Raw genomic sequence first — 18,613 nt, 5'->3', positions numbered from 1 at the left:
TCGAAAGATTGGGCTTTTTTCGTTTAAGGCCAGTGATAAACCCTTAGGGTTTGTAGCCCACTCATATCTTAAGAGTTCAAATCTCTATCTCACCGCCATATTTAGAGAAAAGCCCAATCGAAAGATTTGGGCTTTTTTCGTTTAAGGCCAGTGATAAACCCTTAGGGTTTGTAGCCCACTCATATCTTAAGAGTTCAAATCTCTATCTCACCGCCATATTTAGAGAAAAGCCCAATCGAAAGATTGGGCTTTTTTCGTTTAAAGCCAGTGAAAAAACCCAAAGGTTTTGTAGCCCACTCATATCTTAAAGTGAACTAGTTTTTGTCTTTGTCTATTCACATTTAATTCAAACACATCTGGTCTTGAGTAGTGGCCGCAAGGATCAAAATTCTGCCGTTCTTTTCTTACTTCGTTTAGATTGATGGTTGCGGTAACTACAACTTCTTTCCCTACAATAGGTTCAATAACCCAACTACCGTCAGGGGCAGCAATGCATGAGCCGCCATTGCCTAGTAACTCATTGGCGTTTTGCTTTATTAATCGGTGATGAGGAATATCGTTATGTATATCTTCTTGGCGCATCAACCCGGATACCGATAACACATACATGCGATTTTCTTTGGCGATATGTCTTGTCAAATCAACGGTATTGTTAACATTGCCCGGCCATACAGCAACATGTAAGTTTTCCCCTTGTGCATATAAAGCGGTGCGTGCGAGAGGCATCCAGTTTTCCCAGCAGTTTAATCCTCCCACAGTAAAATTATTAAGCGAATGCACTTTTAGACCATTGCCATCGCCAATGCTCCAGGCCAAACGTTCTTCGTATGTTGGCATCAGCTTTCGGTGAATTGACTTAATGATCCCGGTTTTATTTATATAGAGCAAACTACAATAGATGCTATGTCCACCACGATCACCGGCTCTTTCGGCACAACCTAAGTACACGGCGATGCCATTTTTTTTCGCTAATGCACAAATGCTGTTCAGATCCCCTCGCTCAATACTTACCGCTTCAGCCAGATAATGGGCAAACAGCTCTTTTTGTAATGTGCTGTTAAATCTTGCTCCATCAGTTAGCTCCAGCCAAAATGGATAGCCTGGCAGCAGCGTTTCGCCAAAACAAACTAAATCTGCGTTTTGCACTGTGGCTTGCTCTATAGCCTCTTCAATCTTTTTTATTGTCGATTTTTTGTTTAGCCATTTTGGAGCAATTTGAGCAATAGCAATATTTAGGCTGTCATTCATCTGTTGTTTATTATCCTTGATCATTCTTTGAGCTATCAATTCATGACTGATTACTTGTTTACTGTAATCGACTGCGTGATGACATCTACCGTTGCGCCGTCGCTGTCATTCAGCGTGAAGGTAATTGTCCCCGAGCCTTGCTTGTCTCCCTGGATTAACCACGACACGTTCGAGCTGCCTCCAGCTGCCACCGAGCCGATCGACTGCGTCTGATTCGGCGGGTTCTCCAATTGGAGTATGCGTAAGGGTGACCACGTGACCGTCACTGTCAAACCCGCAGCGGTTGTGCCTCCGGCGTTTGTCACCGTTTCCGTTGCTCTGAATTCGTCTCCCCGGTTGATACTCGCGGCAACACCGCTGACCGAGAGACTGAGCACTTCTGGCTGCGGCACCGAATTGTCCACCGTCACGTTGACGCTGGTAGAAATTTCAGTATTACCAACGGTATCGGACGCTTGCGCCGTCAGGGTGTGCGCTCCATCGGTAACTCTCGTCGTATTCCACGAAGCACTGTAAGGAACAACCGTATCCGTGCTCAGCAAAACACCATCGACGAAGAACTGCACTTGCGTGACTCCAGAGGGATCGGATGCCGCCGCAGTGATGGTCACTGCGGCACTGACCGTCGCTCCACCAGCCGGACTGGTGATGTTTACCGCTGGCCCCGAATTGTCCACCGTCACGTTGACGCTGGTAGAAGTTCCAGTATTTCCGGCGTTATCGGACGCTCGGGCCGTCAGGGTGTGCGCTCCATCGGTAACGCTCGTTGTATTCCACGAAGTACTGTAAGGAGCAACCGTATCCGTGCTCAGCAAAACACCATCGACGAAGAACTGCACTTGTGTGACTCCAGAGGGATCGGAGCCAGTCGCAGTGATCGTCACCGCGGCACTGACCGTCGCTCCATCAGCCGGACTGGTGATGTTTAGCGCTGGCGGCGAGTTGTCCACCGTCACGTTGACGGCCGTAGCAAACCCTGTATTACCGGCGGCATCGAACGCTCGGGCCGTGAGGGTGTGCGCCCCATCGGTAACGCTCGTCGTATTCCACGAAGCACTGTAAGGAGCGGTAGTATCCGTACCCAGCAATACACCATCGACGAAGAATTGCACCTGAGTAACCCCGACGTTATCGGAGGCCGTTGCCGAGTTTGTGATGGAGCCACTCACCTTACTCCCTTCGGCTGGACTTAACAAACTGACGTCCGGGGCGGTGATGTCGGTGTCGGGCGGGGGAGCCGAGCCTGCTGTATGCGTGATCTGCAGGACGTAATCCGCCTTCCTCATGTTGTTCTGGTTTTGGATCTCAAACACGTACACGCCCGCAATCGTCGCCGTAAAGGAGATCTGGATCGGTTGCAGTCCCCCCTGGATGGCGACGACGTTGTTGTTCGGATCGAAGACAGTTAACAGTGGATCGGCCCGGTCATCATCCCAGCTTAGATTTACATCGACTATGCCTGCAGCATCAATTGTCAGGTTGTGGTTATTAATCGCGTTGCCTTGTAGGCGGTCTGAGAACGTAGTGGCGATGGGATCCGACACCGGGGGAGCCGTATTCTGCACGGTGATGCTTACGCTTAGTGAGGTCCCGACATTTCCTGCCGCATCCACGGCTTGCGCCGTCAGATTATGTGTGCCATTGAGCACCGACGTCGTATCCCATGAACCTGTAAAAAGCGAAGCCGGAGCGGTACTCAGCAATTGCCCAACAAGTAGCCCGTCGATGAAAAATTCGACTGCCGCCACTGCCACGTCATCAACAGCCGTAGCTGAAACCGTAATCGTGCCAGCAATGATTGCGTTCTGGTTCGGGTTAGTCAAACTGACCGTGGGTGGCGTAACATCAGGCGGCGTTGCCGAATTGAGCGCCTGCATGGCATTGATCCGGCCGTTAGTTAAGGTTCCCTTAGTGCTGACAGCCAATGGCTCAACCGTGCTAAGCAGTCTCTGTTTTATGTCATCGGCAGTTAGCGTCGGTTCGTTTCCCCACACCAATGAGGCCGTGCCTGCCACGTGGGGCGAGGCCATCGAAGTGCCGTTGAGCGCTTTATAACCGGTCAGCACACAATGCTGACACGTCCCTGTAGGGACAGTCGACAATATGTTCCCCCCAGGCGCGGCAACATCAACCGAAACCGAGCCGAAATTACTAAAAATGGCATAGAGATCATTATGATCGGTCGCCGCAACAGCCAGCACATTGCTTAACTCATAAGATGCAGGGAAAAAAGGTATCAATTCGTTGTCACTATTCGCATTACCAGCGGCTGCAACGTGAAGAATCGAAGCCATACCTGGCGAATCGAGTCCGGCCAGCGCATCTACAATCGCCTGCGAGAAACCGCCACCACCCCAACTATGATTGCTGATTAAAATATCTTGACCACGGCTATGCTTTAGATCATTGACATACCTGATACACTCGATAGCATCTGCTAAAGTGCCACCGCCGGTGCTACTCAGAAATTTACAGGCAATGATTTTGATATTTTGACCGACTCCAGCCACACCGATGCCATTACCTCGGATTGCCGCTATGGTACCTGCCACATGGGTGCCGTGGCCATTGTCATCAAACGGATCTCCGCTGCCGCTGATGGCATTAATGCCATGAATATCATCGATATAGCCGTTGTTATCGTTATCAAGCCCGTCGCCGGCAATTTCACCGGGATTGGTCCAGATATTGGCGGCTAAATCTTCATGAGTATAATCCACCCCAGTATCGATAACCGCCAGCAAAACCGGTAAGTTACTGGTGCTAACATCCCAGGCTGCCGGTACATCAATATCAGCATCCGTCTGTCCTCCTGTTTGACCGGTATTATGCAGGCCCCATAATTGAGGGAAAAACGGGTCGTTAGGGATAAGCTGGGTAGAGTAAAGGTAGTTGGGCTCGGCATATTCAACCCGGAAATCGCTCCTGAGTACGGCCATCATTTCACTGCTATAAGTTTCGGGACACTCGGCAAGTCTTAATCGTCGGCCCTGATCTGTGCCGTTTTTATTGAGGTTTTCCTTTTCTATGAGCCCGTATTGTGGGTAATATTGATCATAAAATACTCGCACATCCTGGTCGGTGACGCCGGGTTTAAATCCTATGATCATTTCATTAGGTTTGGACGTTACTGCAAGTGCCTCTGGCAGATTGTTATTTGTAACCGTGGCACTCTGCGAGAAACCAGTGTTAAACATGAATAGTATGGTTGCTAAAACAAGGAACAACCCGAAAGTTAACAGAGTTAGCCTTTTCATCAGAAACACTCCCGACACCATCGGCATCAGCTTAAATAAAAAATCTTTACAGACCCTTTATATGTTGTCGGCGACTCATCTGCATCACCAGGCCATTACACGCTCCAATATGTAGCACATAGAGGGATAACGAAAATGCATCATTAGTATAGTAGGTTTAAGGGATGTGACCGCAAAATATCAAGATTAATTGGTTTAATATAAGTCATGATATTGATATACCGGGGGGCTTGCTAATATTTTGAACGGTTTTAGTTCATCGAAAGCCATCGCATGGAACCGTTCTCAGCGCAGCAATTAAAAAACTTGCAGGATGCACCGCCGGACGAGTTTGGGGTAACTAACGGTCGGAACACCTTTCATTATTGTTGATTTTTCTTCCCGCCTAAGCAGCATTACGCGCACCATACCTATAGCACCTCTCATACCGCTCTAGAATTCTCCAAGGGAGATAATGTCTACCAACGATTGCGCAACTTACCCATGTTGAATTTTACCTCGATAGTCTAAATTTACTCAGTGGGTGGACTCAATAATTCACCATACCGTTGAAATGGAATGGCCTAATTCACCAATATTAAGGCGAGGAATGAAACGATGAAAATTATGAGCAGAGGGTTGAGTGCAGCAATGCTTCTCCTGCAATTCGTGGTACTTACGGTAAGCGCACAAGGGAGCGCTCTGGAGAGCAATATCTACGTCCAGTGCCCAACAACCACTGAGCTGCACCCATCAGGAAATGGCATCCAATGCCGTCACCTGCTGGCGGGTGACGGTATGGTAACGATGGCCGACGATGCCGGAAAACAGCAGTACATCTTTAGTTACGCCGAACTTCCGCAAGGGGATCCCAATGAGCCACCCATCAACACCTCTGAGTACGCTGGCTGGGTTGTGGAGCAGGGTATGCTAGCCGCCAATGCCCCCGCACCGACAATATCAGTAGATGAGGATGACGAGCTCTTCCTTACCCTCAGCAATGTCGGCATGGCGATGCGGCCCGATCTTTTCGACCCCCACACCATCCACTGGCACGGTTTTCCAAATGCAGCGGCAATCTTCGATGGCGTGCCTGATGCCTCAATATCTGTCAATATGATGGCCAGCCTGACCTACTATTACTACGCCAAGGACGCAGGCACCTACATGTATCACTGCCATGTCGAGGCCGCTGAGCATATGCAAATGGGCTGCTCGGTAGCCTTTACGTGCGGCCTCGACAGAATAAACTCCCCAACGGTACGATATTGGGGAGCCATACCCACAACAATCCCGATGAAGGTCCGTCAGATAACTCGCTGGTCGGTGACAAGTACGCCTTCAACGATGGCGACGGCACGACCCGCTATGACGTTGAGTACCCGATCCAGATCGGTTCCTTCGATCCTGATTTTCACGATGCGAGTCTCAACACACAGCCACTGCCTTTCGCAGGCATGAGAGACCGATACTTCCTACTGAACGGCCGCGGCTACCCGGATACCGTCAACCCAGACGTGCTCAATACCATTGACCCGCTTGGAATGGAACAGCCTTCCCAGCCGGTGTCAAGCCTAATCACCGCAACCTCGGGGCAGCGTATTCTGCTGCGTATATCCAATTTGAGCGTCACTAATTTTTACACGCTGGGCACCAATGGCTTGCCGATGGAAGTGGTAGGGCTAGATGCTCGGCTGCTCCGCGATGGGGATGACAACAACATGTACTACATGACCAACTCGCTTACCCTAGGTGGCGGCCAGTCGGCAGACGTAATCCTCAACACCACAGGGCTGCCACCCGGCAGCACTTACTTCCTTTATACAACCAACCTTGACCGGCTGGCCAACGATGGCGAGAACTTCGGCGGCATGATGACCGAAATACGGATTAATTAGGAGAGCGGCAATGACTAAATTTGAGCTAAACAAATTCAGTGCAACGATAGTACGGTTGCTTTTAACCATAGCCGTGCTTGCAGCGATGATAGTTTCCGGGGGCGCACGCGCAGCAATTGACGGTATAACCGGAACCACTTTCAATCTCACCGCGAGTGAAGGTTACATTTCCATCGCCGATGGGGGCTCAGTCTACTCATGGGGCTACAGCACCGATGGTACGATGCAGTTACCCGGGCCGACATTAATTGTGTCAGAGGGGGCTACGGTAACCGTGACCCTCAAAAACAGCTTGCCCAAAGCCGCAGGCAATGTCTCAATCATTTTCTCAGGACATCAGGTCACGATGACAGCTGGCGGTGAACTGGGGCTGCTGGCTCAGGAGGCCACGTCCGGTGGTTCTGTTGCCTACACTTTTACAGCCGGCCAGCCAGGAACTTACCAGTACCACAGCGGGACGCGACCAGATCTACAAGTGGAGATGGGCCTCTACGGCGCGCTAATCGTCAGGCCACGAGTGCCTGCCGACGGCTGCATTGCTTCCGCTTACGCTCACTCAGCAACCTGTTTCGACCGCGAGTACCTTTTCCTATTGAGTGAAGTGGATATTCAAATTCACCAAGCGGCTGAGCAGCAATCCTCGGGTTCCGGTCCTATCGAGATCGGCACTGGCACCTACCAATCGGAGTACTGGCTCCTTAACGGCCGCGCGGCCCCCGACACTATGGCTGAGGCGGGCACTTCAATACTGAAGAGCCAGCCATACAATGCCATGGTACGTATGCATCCAGGGGAGCGAATACTGATGCGAGTGGCGGGTGCGGGTCGTGAAATGCACCCCTTCCACTTCCATGGCAACCATGCACGAGTCCTCGCCCGCGATGGTCGGCTGTTGCTTAGTGCCACAAACCCTAACCAACTTGCCGGGCCGAACCTGTTCACCATCCCCTCGGTTCCTGGTGGAACGGTTGACGCTATCTTCGAGTGGACTGGCAAGGATCTGGGCTGGGACATATACGGCACAAATGACTTCAATGCTCACGACTGCATTCCTGATGCGGACGGCTATCACAATAATACCAGCGACGACAATTACCGCGAGTGGTGTGCCGATCACAACAGAGAAATCCCGGTGGTTTTGCCTAACTTGAGCACTCTGGCATTCGGTGGCTTCTACGGCGGCAGCCCGTACCTCGGCGTGCTGGGCAGCTTACCGCCCGGTGAAGGAGGGCTAAATCCCAACGCGGGGTTCGCCTACATGTGGCACTCCCATACCGAGAGGGAAATGGTGAACAACGATATTTTCCCGGGCGGGATGATGACCATGCTGATCATCGAAGCCCCATGGGTTGACATACCATAATTTACTGAAAAGGAGAGCAGCGATGAAACTCATATTTTTAAAGGCATTTTGTGAACGCGTTTACGTTTATGTTCGCCTGCACCTCCTGACAGAGGAACGTTACATGAGACTGATAAGGCAAAAGACAGTAGCACAGCTTACTGCGACATCGATAAATGCAGCCAACAGGCAGCTCACGGCGAACTGGACCCGGTTGTTCCGAGTAGTCGTGCTGGCCTTGGGGTTGGTAGGGGCCGTCAGCGTCACCAACGCGGCCGACGTATACCTTGAAGCTCAGAGCTTCACCAAGACACTACCAGCAGTTGATGGAGGGGAGATTGTGGTTCCGATGTGGGGCTTTGCATCCTGCGCGGATGATAGCTTCAACGGCTGTGAGATGAGTGCAACGGGGCCGCAGATTAATATGGCGACCGGCGACTCACTTACGATCCATCTCAATAACACATTGTCCACCCCAGTCTCAATCGGCATCCCCGGTCAGGCTGGTGGGGGCAACCCGCAATGGAGTATTGACGGGAGTGGGAGACGCCGTGTCCGGTCTTTCACCCACGAAACTTCGGCTGGCACTACGGGAAGTTACACTTGGTCTTCCTTAAAAACCGGTACCTACCTGTACCAGAGCGGCACCCACCCTTCAATTCAGGTGCCGATGGGCCTTTATGGGGCGCTCGTTGTCGCCCCTGTAGTGCCGGCCTCCACATGCACGACCTCTGCTTACAACCATCACAATAGTTGCTTTGATGCCGAAACCGTGTTGCTTTTTAGCGAGATAGACCCGCGTCAAAACGCCGCAGTCGATGCAGCGGCAGGCGACTCTAACAGCTACCCCAGTACGGTGGACTACAGCCCAACCTACTTACTGATCAATGGTGAGGTTTCGGTTGACCCGCTGCCGGCCGGACAACCTGGTGATCGTGTGTTGCTTCGCTATCTCAATGCTGGTTTGCGTTCTCATACCCCGACCATCGTCGGTTTGGATATGGGCTTGATTGCTGAGGATGGCAACCCCTATCCTGGTCTTATAAAGAAACAGAGTACCGCACTCCTGGCAGCGGGCAAGACGCTCGACGTTCTGGTTGAGATGCCAAACGAGGACATCACGCTCGCTTTTTTTGACCACATGCCGACCTTCAGTAATGATGCCCTGCCGAATGGCGGGATGCTGGCAAATCTGCAAGTTGGCACCGGCACTCCAGCACCGCTGCCCGCGACGACTTACGCCGTTGACGACAACTATGACGTCTTAGAAGATACGGTTATGAGAGGCAGCAGCGTGCTTGACAACGACAGCAATCTTCTGGGTGCGGAGGTTGCAGTCGTCAAGGAACCGTCCAATGGCGTGCTCCGGATGCGCCCGTCCGGCGAATTCCGCTACAGTCCGAACGCCAATTTCACCGGCCGCGACGGTTTCAATTACAGTGCCAGCCTTGGAGGGAACACCTACTCCGCCCAGGTCACGCTTAACGTATCCTTCGAGAATGACAGCCCCTTGGCCGCTGCCGATGGTCCTTATGTCAACGCCATTGGGCCGCATATCACCGTCGCGGCGCCGGGTATACTCGGCAACGATTCAGATCCGGATGGGGACAGGCTAGTGGCGGCGATCTCGGGAGCCGCTCCCGCTGGACTTACGCTGAATTCTGATGGTTCATTTGAGTACACAGGTGGTGTTAGTACCAGCTTTTCGTATACCGCCTCGGATGGTGTGTTATCGAGTGCTCCGGTGATGGTGACGCTGAACATCAACCCGCTCGCCAACATTGCCCTGATCGTGCAGGAGCCCGGGGGAGGAGCCGTGACGAACTACCGCTGGCTGGTCGAAGAAGACACGATGTGGCAGCCAGACCCGAGCATCGCGCCACCACCAGTAGATACCCTGGGGACGAACTTCCACAAGAGTTACATGCCGATCGTAGCGCAGGGTTGCAATGGCACGGAGATTGAGTGCGGCGTGGACTTGGTTGTTCCGTTCGCTGAACTCGCGCTCGACCCGCTGAAGCACTATTACGTCTCGATCCTGCCCACTGATGCGGCCAGCGGCACAGGCCATTCAGTCGGCGGAGCTCAGATATTGCCCGGTGCGACGGCGGTGACAGTCACCGTAAATAGCCAGCCGCTGCCTTACGCACAGATCAGTGTTTACGTTTTCGAGGACAGCAGCCCGACTAACGGTGCCGTCGACGGTGGCGAACAGGGACTCGGCCTTGGCGGTTTTCAAATAACCCTGGAGGATGCTGGGGGGCGCTACGGCGCCTCGGGCGGAACCATGATGCAGGACGCGAATGGCGATATGTTGAGGAACTCACTCGACTGCTTCGACAGTGCGCCACCGGTGGGGGTCATCCTAACTTGTCCCAACACCCCGTCTAACGTAGCCGCGGGCGTCGTTGGCGAAGCACTTATTAAGAACCTTTACCCAGGCAAGTACGGTATCATTGCCGCGGCGCCTCCAGGAGGCGATCAGACCTGGACGCAAACCTCAACCATTGAAGGCTCCAAAATCATCGATGCGTGGGTCAGGGCGGGCGAGGCCTCGTTTTTTCAGGAGTTCGGCCCGAACACATGGCACGTGTTTGTCGGTTTCGTCAATCCAGATAACCTGATCCTTCCCGCTGGCGGCAGCAACGCCGTGAGTGGCAAGATCACCAATCTCCACATGTCGCGCCCACCAAAACAGACACTCTGGGATAGTGGTTCATACGATGCCCTCGCTCACACGAGAGCCTGGGTCGGCCTCAACTCTGCCGGTGGCAATGGTCCCAACATTGCGGCGGTTCAGGCGGATGCTGACGGTAATTTTGAAATTACCGATGTGCCCGATGGCAATTACCAACTGGTGGTCTGGGACAACTACCTCGACCAAGTTATCGCCTACCGCGGGGTGACGGTTAACGGCTCAGGAGCGGCGCTCGGTAACGTGCCCGTATTTCAGTGGTTTACTCGCACTGAGCATAACGTTTATCTCGATGCCAATGCTAACGGTGTCCGCGATAGTGGCGAGGCACCGGTTGCGGAGCAGGCGGTGAACCTGCGTTGGCGTGACGGTACCGTCAATCAGTCATTCCCAACGGATATTGATGGTTTTGTGCCCTTTGACCAGACATTTCCCTTCTTCCACTGGCAAGTGTTAGAGGTCGACTTTACCCGCTTCAAGGCGACCGGGCTGACCGTGACAGTCGATGGCGGTGGCGACGTAAGTACTGGGGACTATCCGGGGCTACTTAACCCGCAGATTCAGGCGGATGGCGTTTCGACCACGCGCACCGAAACTGGCCCCGTGCTCACCCAAGGTTTCCAAGGCTTCTTGGGCCAGACCAGCATCTTCGACTGGGGCAAGGCCCCTTATCTTCCTGGGGAGAACGGCGGCATCTCGGGCATCGTCTACTACGCCTCGACCCGTGCTGAGAACGATCCCCGGCTCGCCGCTGGCGAGCCCTGGGAGCCAGGCATACCGTCAGTCAAAGTTCGCCTCTACCGAGAGGTTGCTACCAGTAGCGGTGGGACGGCGCTAGCCCTGATGGAGGAAGTCGAGACCGACAGCTGGGACAGCAGTCTACCGACGGGTTGCCCGGGCTTCGACCCTAGCGATACTGTTATCACCGGTGGACCTGAAGACAAGTGTTACGACGGACTTCGTAACTTCAATCAGGCTCGGCCAGCTGTTTTTGATGGGGGCTACGCCTTCATGGATATTCCTTCTGGCAAGTACGTCGTAGAGGTGGTGCCTCCGCCTGGCTATGATCTGCTGAAAGAAGAAGATAATAACGTCAGCTTTGGCGATGTCTTCGCCAACGCTCCGGTGGCCATTTTGTTGCCCGGCGGTGCGGCGATATCCCAACTTACACCTGACCCCGCTCTGGTCGCAGAGGCCATGGCCTCCGAGCCAGGGCTTGCCCAGCCGCCGTGCGTGGGTGCTTTGCGGCAGGTGCCAGAATTTCTGAGTCTATTCCCATCGGAATCGGCTGAGGCACCCTTCGCGGGTGCAATGCGCCCGCTTTGTGATCGCAAAGAAGTTGTCCTGTCCGATCAGGGGCAGGCGGCTGCGGATTTCTTCCTCTTCACCGGGGCTCCTGTCGCAGGTCACGTTGCAGGCATGATTCTCGACGATTTGGCGCAAGAGTTCAACATTTACTCGCCGCAGTTTGGCGAGAAGTGGGCACCGCCTTTCGTGCCAGTTTCTGTGCGCGACTACCAGGGCAATGAAATTTCGCGGGTCTACTCCGACCAGTGGGGCCGTTTTAACGGGCTTGTGCCCTCGACGTTCACCGCGAACATGCCCTCGCCGAGCGGCTTCTCGCCAGCGATGCACATTACCTGCATGAATGATCCCGGCCCAATTCCTGGTCCTGACGGTCAGCTTATTCTCGATCCCCAATACAACGCTGCGTACAGCAACTTCTGCTATACGTTCCAGTATATGCCGGGGACGACGACGTATCTCGATACGCCGGTGTTGCCGGTGTCGGCCTTCGCCTCCGGGTACAACGCGCCGGATTGTGCGCTCGACGACGGGACGCCGATGATCTCGTCCGCCGGTTCTTCTGGTAACTCAGGCCCCTGGGCTCTGCTAAGGGATCCTACGGATAGGAGCACGACCCGCACCGTGGATATCAAATCCGCCGGAAGTATGCTGATTCCGAACCCGGCCTACGAGGGGCCACTCGCGACTGGACAGGCATCTCACAAGATGATTTTGCGCGACTTCGGCTTCGGCGCCGCCTCGGCTAATAGCACAGTGACTGTTGACGGGGTTCCGCTCACGGTTAATCGCTGGACCAACGACAGGATCCGGGCCACTATAGATGCTCAAACTCCCGTGGCTGGCGAACTGGTGGTTACCCGCGGTGACAACGGTAGTACAAACGCCGCCGGATTAACCTTTACTGTTTCAGACGAGGTACCGCTGCGCGTACCTGCAGACTACCCGACTATTCAGCAGGCGATCGACGCGGCAACCCCAGGTGCGCTCATTCTGGTGGCGCCTGGAACCTACAACGAGTTGGTCATTATGTGGAAACCCGTTCGCCTTCAGGGCTCTGGAGCAGGCTCCACTTTCATCAATGCCGCGAAGGGCGAGGCAGAGGCGATGGTGATGTGGCGGGCGAAGATGGATTGCCTGTTTGGCATCGGCGCTGGTTGTACGCAAGTGGTTAACGGCCTGCCGACCCAGCAACAAGGCGCTGGCGGCTTCGGCACAGAGGAGGGTGCGGCCATTACGGTCGTAGGCGTCTTCGATTCAGGCCGTGGCCAACCGCCGGCCAACAGTTTCCTTCGGGGAAGTGCGCCGGCACGTATCGATGGCTTCTCGATCACGGGGGCCGAGATTGGTGGCGGCATCTTCGTCAATGGCAATGCCCACCGCATTGAAATCGCTAACAATAACGTGTTTGGCAATAGCGGCTTGTTCGCCGGAGGCATCCGCATCGGCCGACCATTCCTTGAGCTAACTGGTAATGGCCCGTTCGGTTTTAGCACTGGCGTGAACATACACCACAACAACATCACTCAAAATGGTGGCTTGGGTGGCGCTGGCGGCGGACTGTCAATCGCCGTTGGCACCGACGACTACACGCTGAGCAGCAACTTTGTCTGCGGGAACTTCACCACTGGCGACGGCGGTGGTATTGGCCACCTCGGACTCAGTGATAATGGCCTGATCAAGGACAATCGGATCGTCTTCAACCAGTCGTTCGCTCAGGCGGTGACAAGATCAGGCGGCGGGCTGTTCATTGCAGGTGAGCCGCCCGTGGGTGATGGACTCAGCCACGGCTCAGGCAATGTCACCGTAGACACTAACATTATTCAGGGCAACCAAGCCGGCGCAGGACACGGTGGCGGGATCCGCACTCAGTTTGTCAACGGTCGTGATATCGTCGATTCGATAAACCGCAGAGGGAGGGCCCGCCCAGGACAGTGGTATGGAGTGACCATCAACAACAACACTATTGTCAACAACGTAGCAGGTTGGTCAGGCGGCGGCGTATCATTGCAGGATACGGCACTCAGCTTGATCACCAACAATACGATTTCTCATAACGACTCCACGGCAACGGTCTCAGCTGCTTTCACTATCGGAAACGTAAATGTTTCGGCTAACCAGCCTGCAGGGATCTCCTCGGAACCCCACAGTCCTGCACTCACCGCCGCGATCCCGGCCCAAAGCGACACCAATAACCACCGGGAATTCTCGAATCCGAAACGCTTGTCGAACAACATTCTCTGGAGGAATCGCTCGTTCTATTATGACGCAAACGGCACGGTGGCCGGACTCGTTCCGAACCTCAGTCAGAGCTATGTGGGGGAATGCGCGGTCAACAATTCCTACTTAGATCTTGGAGTCCTGGGCAACGGTTTTATACTCAATCCAACATCCTCAGTCCTAACCGACACGACTGGCTACCACACGAGTAACACCGACACCGACCCCGGGTTTGGCAATCCTTACTGTAACGGTGGTCGCACCCTTTTGAATAGCCCTGGGGAAATGTCGGCGCTGCCCGCACTGGACGAGGGCGGCGCGGCGTGGATAGATGTGCGTTATGGTCCGCTGACGCAGAGCCAGCTGCTAGGGAGCCTACCCTGGAATTACGATGCGGCATCTGAATGAGGAGTACACTGATGCATCTATCTCTTAGTCAAACTGTCACTTTTCGCCAGAGCAATACCGGATGGTGTAATAGCCGATGGAGCAAAGGGCGGCGAACGGGATTTCTTATGGGCGGCCTTGCTCTGGTCGTAGCCTTCGGGCTAGTAGCCACAACTCAGGCGCAGGAAAAGAAAGCCAACGTCGCTGTTGACACCCCGGAGCCGAAAGTTGCGATTGCTCCGGTCCGCCACCCCCGCGAGCGTACCTTTATGAAGCGCCGATGGGGTGTCGAAGTTATGTATGTGCGCCGAACCGCCGCTGGTTATATGCTTGAGTTCCGCTACAAAGTGTTGGATGCGGAGAAATCCAGGCCGCTGTTTGAGCGTCAGAGCAAACCGGTATTGACGCACACTGAGACCGGGGCAAAGCTCATCGTGCCCACACCCGCTAAGACAGGTGCACTGCGCAACTCGAACTCGCCCATCGCCGGTAACACCTATTGGATGTTTTTCGCCAATCCCGGCAAGTTGGTGCAACGGGGTGAGCACGTTGACATTGAAATCGGTAAATTCCTTGTTGAGGGACTTGCCGTAAAATAAAGACATCAGGAGAGATAATGTTGAAAAAGCTTAGTACCATTGTGGTGTTGTTAGGGCTGGTAGCGCTCGTCTTCATCTTCGTCTACGATACTGACACCATGAAACAGGGACGATTTGTGAACAAGTTGGTTGCTCGAAACATTGAAGCTCGTGGTGGAGCTGAGGCTTGGCGGGCCGTCGAGACACTGCGACTCACCGGCAAGATGGATTTGGGCCAAGGGATGATCGTGCCTTACGTGGTTGAGCAGAAGCGACCCGGCAAAATGCGCCTTGAGTACATCTTCAACGGCGAGACTGCCGTCCAATCCTCTGATGCCAATGATAAAACCGGCTGGAAGATCATGCCGTTCCGCGGGCGGACGGCGCCTGAGCCCATGACCGAGCAGGAATTGCGCGAGACGGGGGACTCGGCAGACCCCTACGGTCTGCTCTTTGACTACGCCGACCGGGGAATCGATCTGGAGCTGCAGGGGAGGAGTGCAGTTGCTGGACGGGACGCCTTCAAGCTGAAGGTGACTTTACCGCAAGGTGCCGTGCGATGGTTGTACCTCGACGCAGAGACCGCGCTTGAGGTCAAGCTTGAGGCCCTGCGCACACTCGCTGGACGTGAGTTGCGGGTAGAGACTATCTACTTCGATTGGCAAGAGGTAGAGGGGCTACTCATCTCGCGCCGCCAGGAAACGCGGACTGATGGTGACACCGAGTGGCACTTTCTTACCGTAGACGGAGTAAACGTCAACCCTTTACTTGACCACTCTCGCTTTGAGATGCCGGTATTGGCTGACGCGAAAAATTGATTAATTGGTAATGGCTCCTATAATGCGTAATAGGCGCAACTAAGCTGAGGCTTTTTAACCAACTCATGAGGTAGGTCATGGACGACAACACACATACAGATCAGTTATCCATTGAGGAAAAGCTCTTTATCCGGAAAAACCAGATGCCTATGTCGATAGATAAAACAGCGCAGCTAGACACTCCTCACCCTGGGTTGATGTTATCACCTTATTGGCTGTTATTGTTAATGGCCGTATCGGTTTTTGCCAGCGAAACATTTGTGATGTATATCCTTGCCTGGTTACCGCAATTACCCATGGCAATTGAAGCCATTGTTGACGCCTCGCTTTTATTGATAATTCTGTCGCCCACTATATATTTATTTCATTTTCGACCGTTAAGCTCTCATCTACAGCAACAGAAGAAAATGATCGGTCAACTCGCCGTCAGTGAGGAAAGATTCAACCTTGCATTAAGTGCGGCCAATGATGGTTTATGGGACTGGAATATAAGTAATGGAAACTCTTATTTTAGCCCGCAATGCAGCAACTTGCTTGGCTGGGAGCCAGATAACATTCAACTTAAAAGCAATCGATGGAAAACATTAATTCATCCCGCTGATCAGTACAATGTTGAAAACATGTTAAAGCGACATAAAAACAGTGTTGATAAGTCTTTTGAATGTGAGTTCAGAGTGAAGTCTAAGAAGCGACGTTGGCAGTGGATTCTAGCGAGAGGAAAGATAGTTGCCAGAAATGAAAATGGTGAGCCGGCGCGAATGATCGGCACAATGAGTGACATCCATTTACGCAAAACATCGCAAGAGAAATTGATTCAAAGCGAAAAAAACATTCGTTATTTATCATGGCAGCTTATGCGAAATTCAGAAACCGAAAAAAGTCAGCTAGCGCGAGATTTGCATGACGAATTTGGTCAACTGTTAACCGCATTTCAGCTTGGCTTAGAGACAGAACAAAATCATATTTCTGTTAACAAAGAAAAACCTGAGGAGGATAGTTACCGATTGCTTTCAATCGTTAAAAAAATGAGTCAAAATATTCACCGTATCTGCGGCAATTTAAGCCCGGTTATGCTTGAAGACCTTGGTTTAGGCGCGACCTTACAATCGCTGATCAAAGAGTACCAAGAACACACAGATAGTATAAATTTTATCGTTCTTATCGAACCTGCCTATGAAAAATTGCCCCTAAAGATAGAGCTTGTATTCTACCGAATTTGTCAAGAAGCCATAAGCAACGCAGTAAAACACGCCAATGCCTCGAGTATCTGTGTTGAACTCAGCAACGCTCCGGAGCATGTCACCTTAACGGTCAAAGATAACGGCGTGGGCTTTGACCCGAAAAATATAAAGCATGAACTGAAAGAGCCATGGGGAATAGGCCTACTGGGTATGCACGAAAGAGCCGCAGCAATTAATGCCGTTATTAACATCGATTCTTGTCCGGGAAATGGAACTATAGTTGCGTTTCAGTACCCACGACAACAAAAAGCTTCGAGACTATGACAAACATCAAGATCGTGATCGCGGATGACCATAGCATTCTACGTGAAGGTCTTTGCTCACTGTTCGATAAGCAGGATGACATTGATGTTGTCGCTGAGTCGAGCAACGGTGAAGAGACCTTGGAAATATTGCGCAGGCATCACCCCGACGTCATCTTGTTGGATATCTCAATGCCCGGAATGAGTGGCCTGGAAGTGCTTAAATTAGGGCAAGCGGTTTCTCCTAAAACCAGGTTTGTGATTTTGTCCCGTTACGATAATGATGTCTACATCCATAAGGCACTGGAAGCGGGCGCTTTTGGTTATGTAGTCAAAGGGGCGTCGAGTAAAGAGTTGATAAAAGCAATTCAAGACGCCTATCACCACAAATACTATCTCAGCTCACAAATCCAAGAAGAAGTAATTCATTCTTATGTGAAAGATCACAAGCCTGAACAGATCATACCCAAGAATCGTTATGAGCGGTTATCTATCCGGGAAAAGCAGGTTTTTTCTCTACTTGTTGAAGGTTATTCAGCCGCTAAAATTGCTGACATATTATGTATCAGTTTAAAAACGGTGCATAAACATCGCGCCAGTATTAGCCACAAAATAGGCATCGACAGCCCAGTAAAAATGTTGCAGTACGCGATAAAAAAAGGTCTGATCGATCCTAACATCTGGAATTAGCGCGAACAATCTTGGCTATACAATATTGACATAGCCTTTCAGCTTATCCAAAAATAAGTGTCGTTTACGTTTTCTTCCCACCTAGTTTCCTAGTTGGCCAAATAATTACCTGATTATGGTGCTGGTATTCGTTTGCCACTTTTGCGCCGCTGCCGACCAGCCTAACTTGCCTTCAGCATGTCTGCCGGCCGCAAACAAGACCCATAACACCCCAAAAATAGGCAGGTGACCGATGACTTCGGCGATACCCGATACCACTGCGGTAGTAATAAATATTGCCAACAAACTCAGCGTCACAAATCTCGGCGCCCAGCCTAATACCAACATCGCGCCAAAGGTTAATTCGACAATGCCGCCAGCAAAGACAAAGTGCAGATCTGTATATGAGTGATAACCTAAGCCCTGCATAAAGTTATAGAAAGGAAAATCTTGCAAAAATAACAACATAGCCCCGGGTTCCAGCAGTTTATTGTTAATGGCCAGCAGCATCAGCTGTAATCCCAGAGCTATGCGTAACACCCGAACCGCAGCGACGCGAAATTGCACGATATTAAACCGGTCAAGCAGATTAAGACGTCGATACATTGTGAGCTTACGGCGGGATAGTGTGACATGGCAAGTTGAGTTATTTAGAATGGCGCTAACCCAGTCTATGACTGAGTTATCTCTTGATTTTGTTGGTAGTTCCAAGGGAGGTAATGCTCAGGATTTTC

At 52.4% G+C, this 18,613-nt stretch carries 11 protein-coding genes; 8 read left to right on the top strand and 3 right to left on the bottom strand.

All coding sequences use genetic code 11. The features are described 5' to 3' along the window. Positions 1–297: 297 nt before the first annotated feature. Positions 298–1,272, bottom strand: coding sequence for a carbon-nitrogen hydrolase family protein (locus tag ND16A_RS05575; protein WP_200880848.1), 975 nt, complete (start codon positions 1,270–1,272; stop codon positions 298–300). A 26-nt stretch (positions 1,273–1,298) separates the two neighbouring features. Further along, complete coding sequence (locus tag ND16A_RS20345; RefSeq protein ID WP_160173531.1) at positions 1,299–4,505, bottom strand: Ig-like domain-containing protein; 3,207 nt, start codon at positions 4,503–4,505, stop codon at positions 1,299–1,301. 597 nt (positions 4,506–5,102) lie between these two features. Between ND16A_RS20345 and ND16A_RS20005 the strand changes: the two genes are divergently transcribed. The 8 genes from ND16A_RS20005 (at position 5,103) to ND16A_RS05600 (ending at position 17,900) form a co-directional block, all read left to right on the top strand. Further along, entirely contained in the window at positions 5,103–5,945 is an 843-nt protein-coding gene (locus ND16A_RS20005) for a multicopper oxidase domain-containing protein (protein ID WP_052073199.1), read from the top strand. A gap of 56 nt (positions 5,946–6,001) precedes the next feature. Continuing rightward, positions 6,002–6,382, top strand: a complete 381-nt coding sequence (locus tag ND16A_RS21525; protein ID WP_235282167.1) for a hypothetical protein — start codon at positions 6,002–6,004, stop codon at positions 6,380–6,382. A gap of 10 nt (positions 6,383–6,392) precedes the next feature. Continuing rightward, on the top strand, positions 6,393–7,745 hold the full coding sequence (locus ND16A_RS05580; RefSeq protein WP_033078381.1) for a multicopper oxidase family protein: 1,353 nt from the start codon (positions 6,393–6,395) through the stop codon (positions 7,743–7,745). Continuing rightward, positions 7,732–14,352, top strand: a complete 6,621-nt coding sequence (locus ND16A_RS05585) for an Ig-like domain-containing protein (RefSeq protein ID WP_152593897.1) — start codon at positions 7,732–7,734, stop codon at positions 14,350–14,352. Before ND16A_RS05580 ends, ND16A_RS05585 begins: the two co-directional genes overlap by 14 nt. A gap of 11 nt (positions 14,353–14,363) precedes the next feature. Beyond that, positions 14,364–14,930 carry a hypothetical protein gene (locus ND16A_RS05590; RefSeq protein WP_033078379.1) on the top strand — a complete coding sequence of 189 codons (567 nt, stop codon included), beginning with the start codon at positions 14,364–14,366 and terminating at the stop codon, positions 14,928–14,930. 17 nt (positions 14,931–14,947) lie between these two features. Continuing rightward, positions 14,948–15,727, top strand: coding sequence for a hypothetical protein (locus ND16A_RS0119480; protein ID WP_052073197.1), 780 nt, complete (start codon positions 14,948–14,950; stop codon positions 15,725–15,727). Positions 15,728–15,804: 77 nt separating this feature from the next. Beyond that, complete coding sequence (locus ND16A_RS05595) at positions 15,805–17,232, top strand: sensor histidine kinase (protein ID WP_081945623.1); 1,428 nt, start codon at positions 15,805–15,807, stop codon at positions 17,230–17,232. After that, positions 17,229–17,900: a response regulator transcription factor gene (locus ND16A_RS05600; protein ID WP_033078383.1), complete on the top strand. Its 672-nt coding sequence runs from the start codon at positions 17,229–17,231 to the stop codon at positions 17,898–17,900. Before ND16A_RS05595 ends, ND16A_RS05600 begins: the two co-directional genes overlap by 4 nt. A gap of 105 nt (positions 17,901–18,005) precedes the next feature. On the opposite strand, the gene ND16A_RS0119475 is transcribed toward ND16A_RS05600, so the two are convergent. Beyond that, positions 18,006–18,485 carry a hypothetical protein gene (locus ND16A_RS0119475; RefSeq protein WP_052073196.1) on the bottom strand — a complete coding sequence of 160 codons (480 nt, stop codon included), beginning with the start codon at positions 18,483–18,485 and terminating at the stop codon, positions 18,006–18,008. Positions 18,486–18,613: the final 128 nt, after the last annotated feature.

Origin of the sequence: Thalassotalea sp. ND16A (genome assembly GCF_000764205.1) — a bacterium.
Classification (GTDB): domain Bacteria; phylum Pseudomonadota; class Gammaproteobacteria; order Enterobacterales; family Alteromonadaceae; genus Thalassotalea_A.
This window is presented reverse-complemented; position numbering and strand designations above follow the sequence as displayed.

Excerpts from the sequence above, each read along its gene's own strand:
- ND16A_RS05575 (WP_200880848.1), bottom strand. The coding sequence starts at position 1,272 with ATGATCAAGGATAATAAACAACAGATGAATGACAGCCTAAATATTGCT.
- ND16A_RS20345 (WP_160173531.1), bottom strand. The coding sequence starts at position 4,505 with ATGAAAAGGCTAACTCTGTTAACTTTCGGGTTGTTCCTTGTTTTAGCA.
- ND16A_RS20005 (WP_052073199.1), top strand. The coding sequence starts at position 5,103 with ATGAAAATTATGAGCAGAGGGTTGAGTGCAGCAATGCTTCTCCTGCAA.
- ND16A_RS05580 (WP_033078381.1), top strand. The coding sequence starts at position 6,393 with ATGACTAAATTTGAGCTAAACAAATTCAGTGCAACGATAGTACGGTTG.
- ND16A_RS05590 (WP_033078379.1), top strand. The coding sequence starts at position 14,364 with ATGCATCTATCTCTTAGTCAAACTGTCACTTTTCGCCAGAGCAATACC.
- ND16A_RS0119480 (WP_052073197.1), top strand. The coding sequence starts at position 14,948 with ATGTTGAAAAAGCTTAGTACCATTGTGGTGTTGTTAGGGCTGGTAGCG.
- ND16A_RS05595 (WP_081945623.1), top strand. The coding sequence starts at position 15,805 with ATGGACGACAACACACATACAGATCAGTTATCCATTGAGGAAAAGCTC.
- ND16A_RS05600 (WP_033078383.1), top strand. The coding sequence starts at position 17,229 with ATGACAAACATCAAGATCGTGATCGCGGATGACCATAGCATTCTACGT.
- ND16A_RS0119475 (WP_052073196.1), bottom strand. The coding sequence starts at position 18,485 with ATGTATCGACGTCTTAATCTGCTTGACCGGTTTAATATCGTGCAATTT.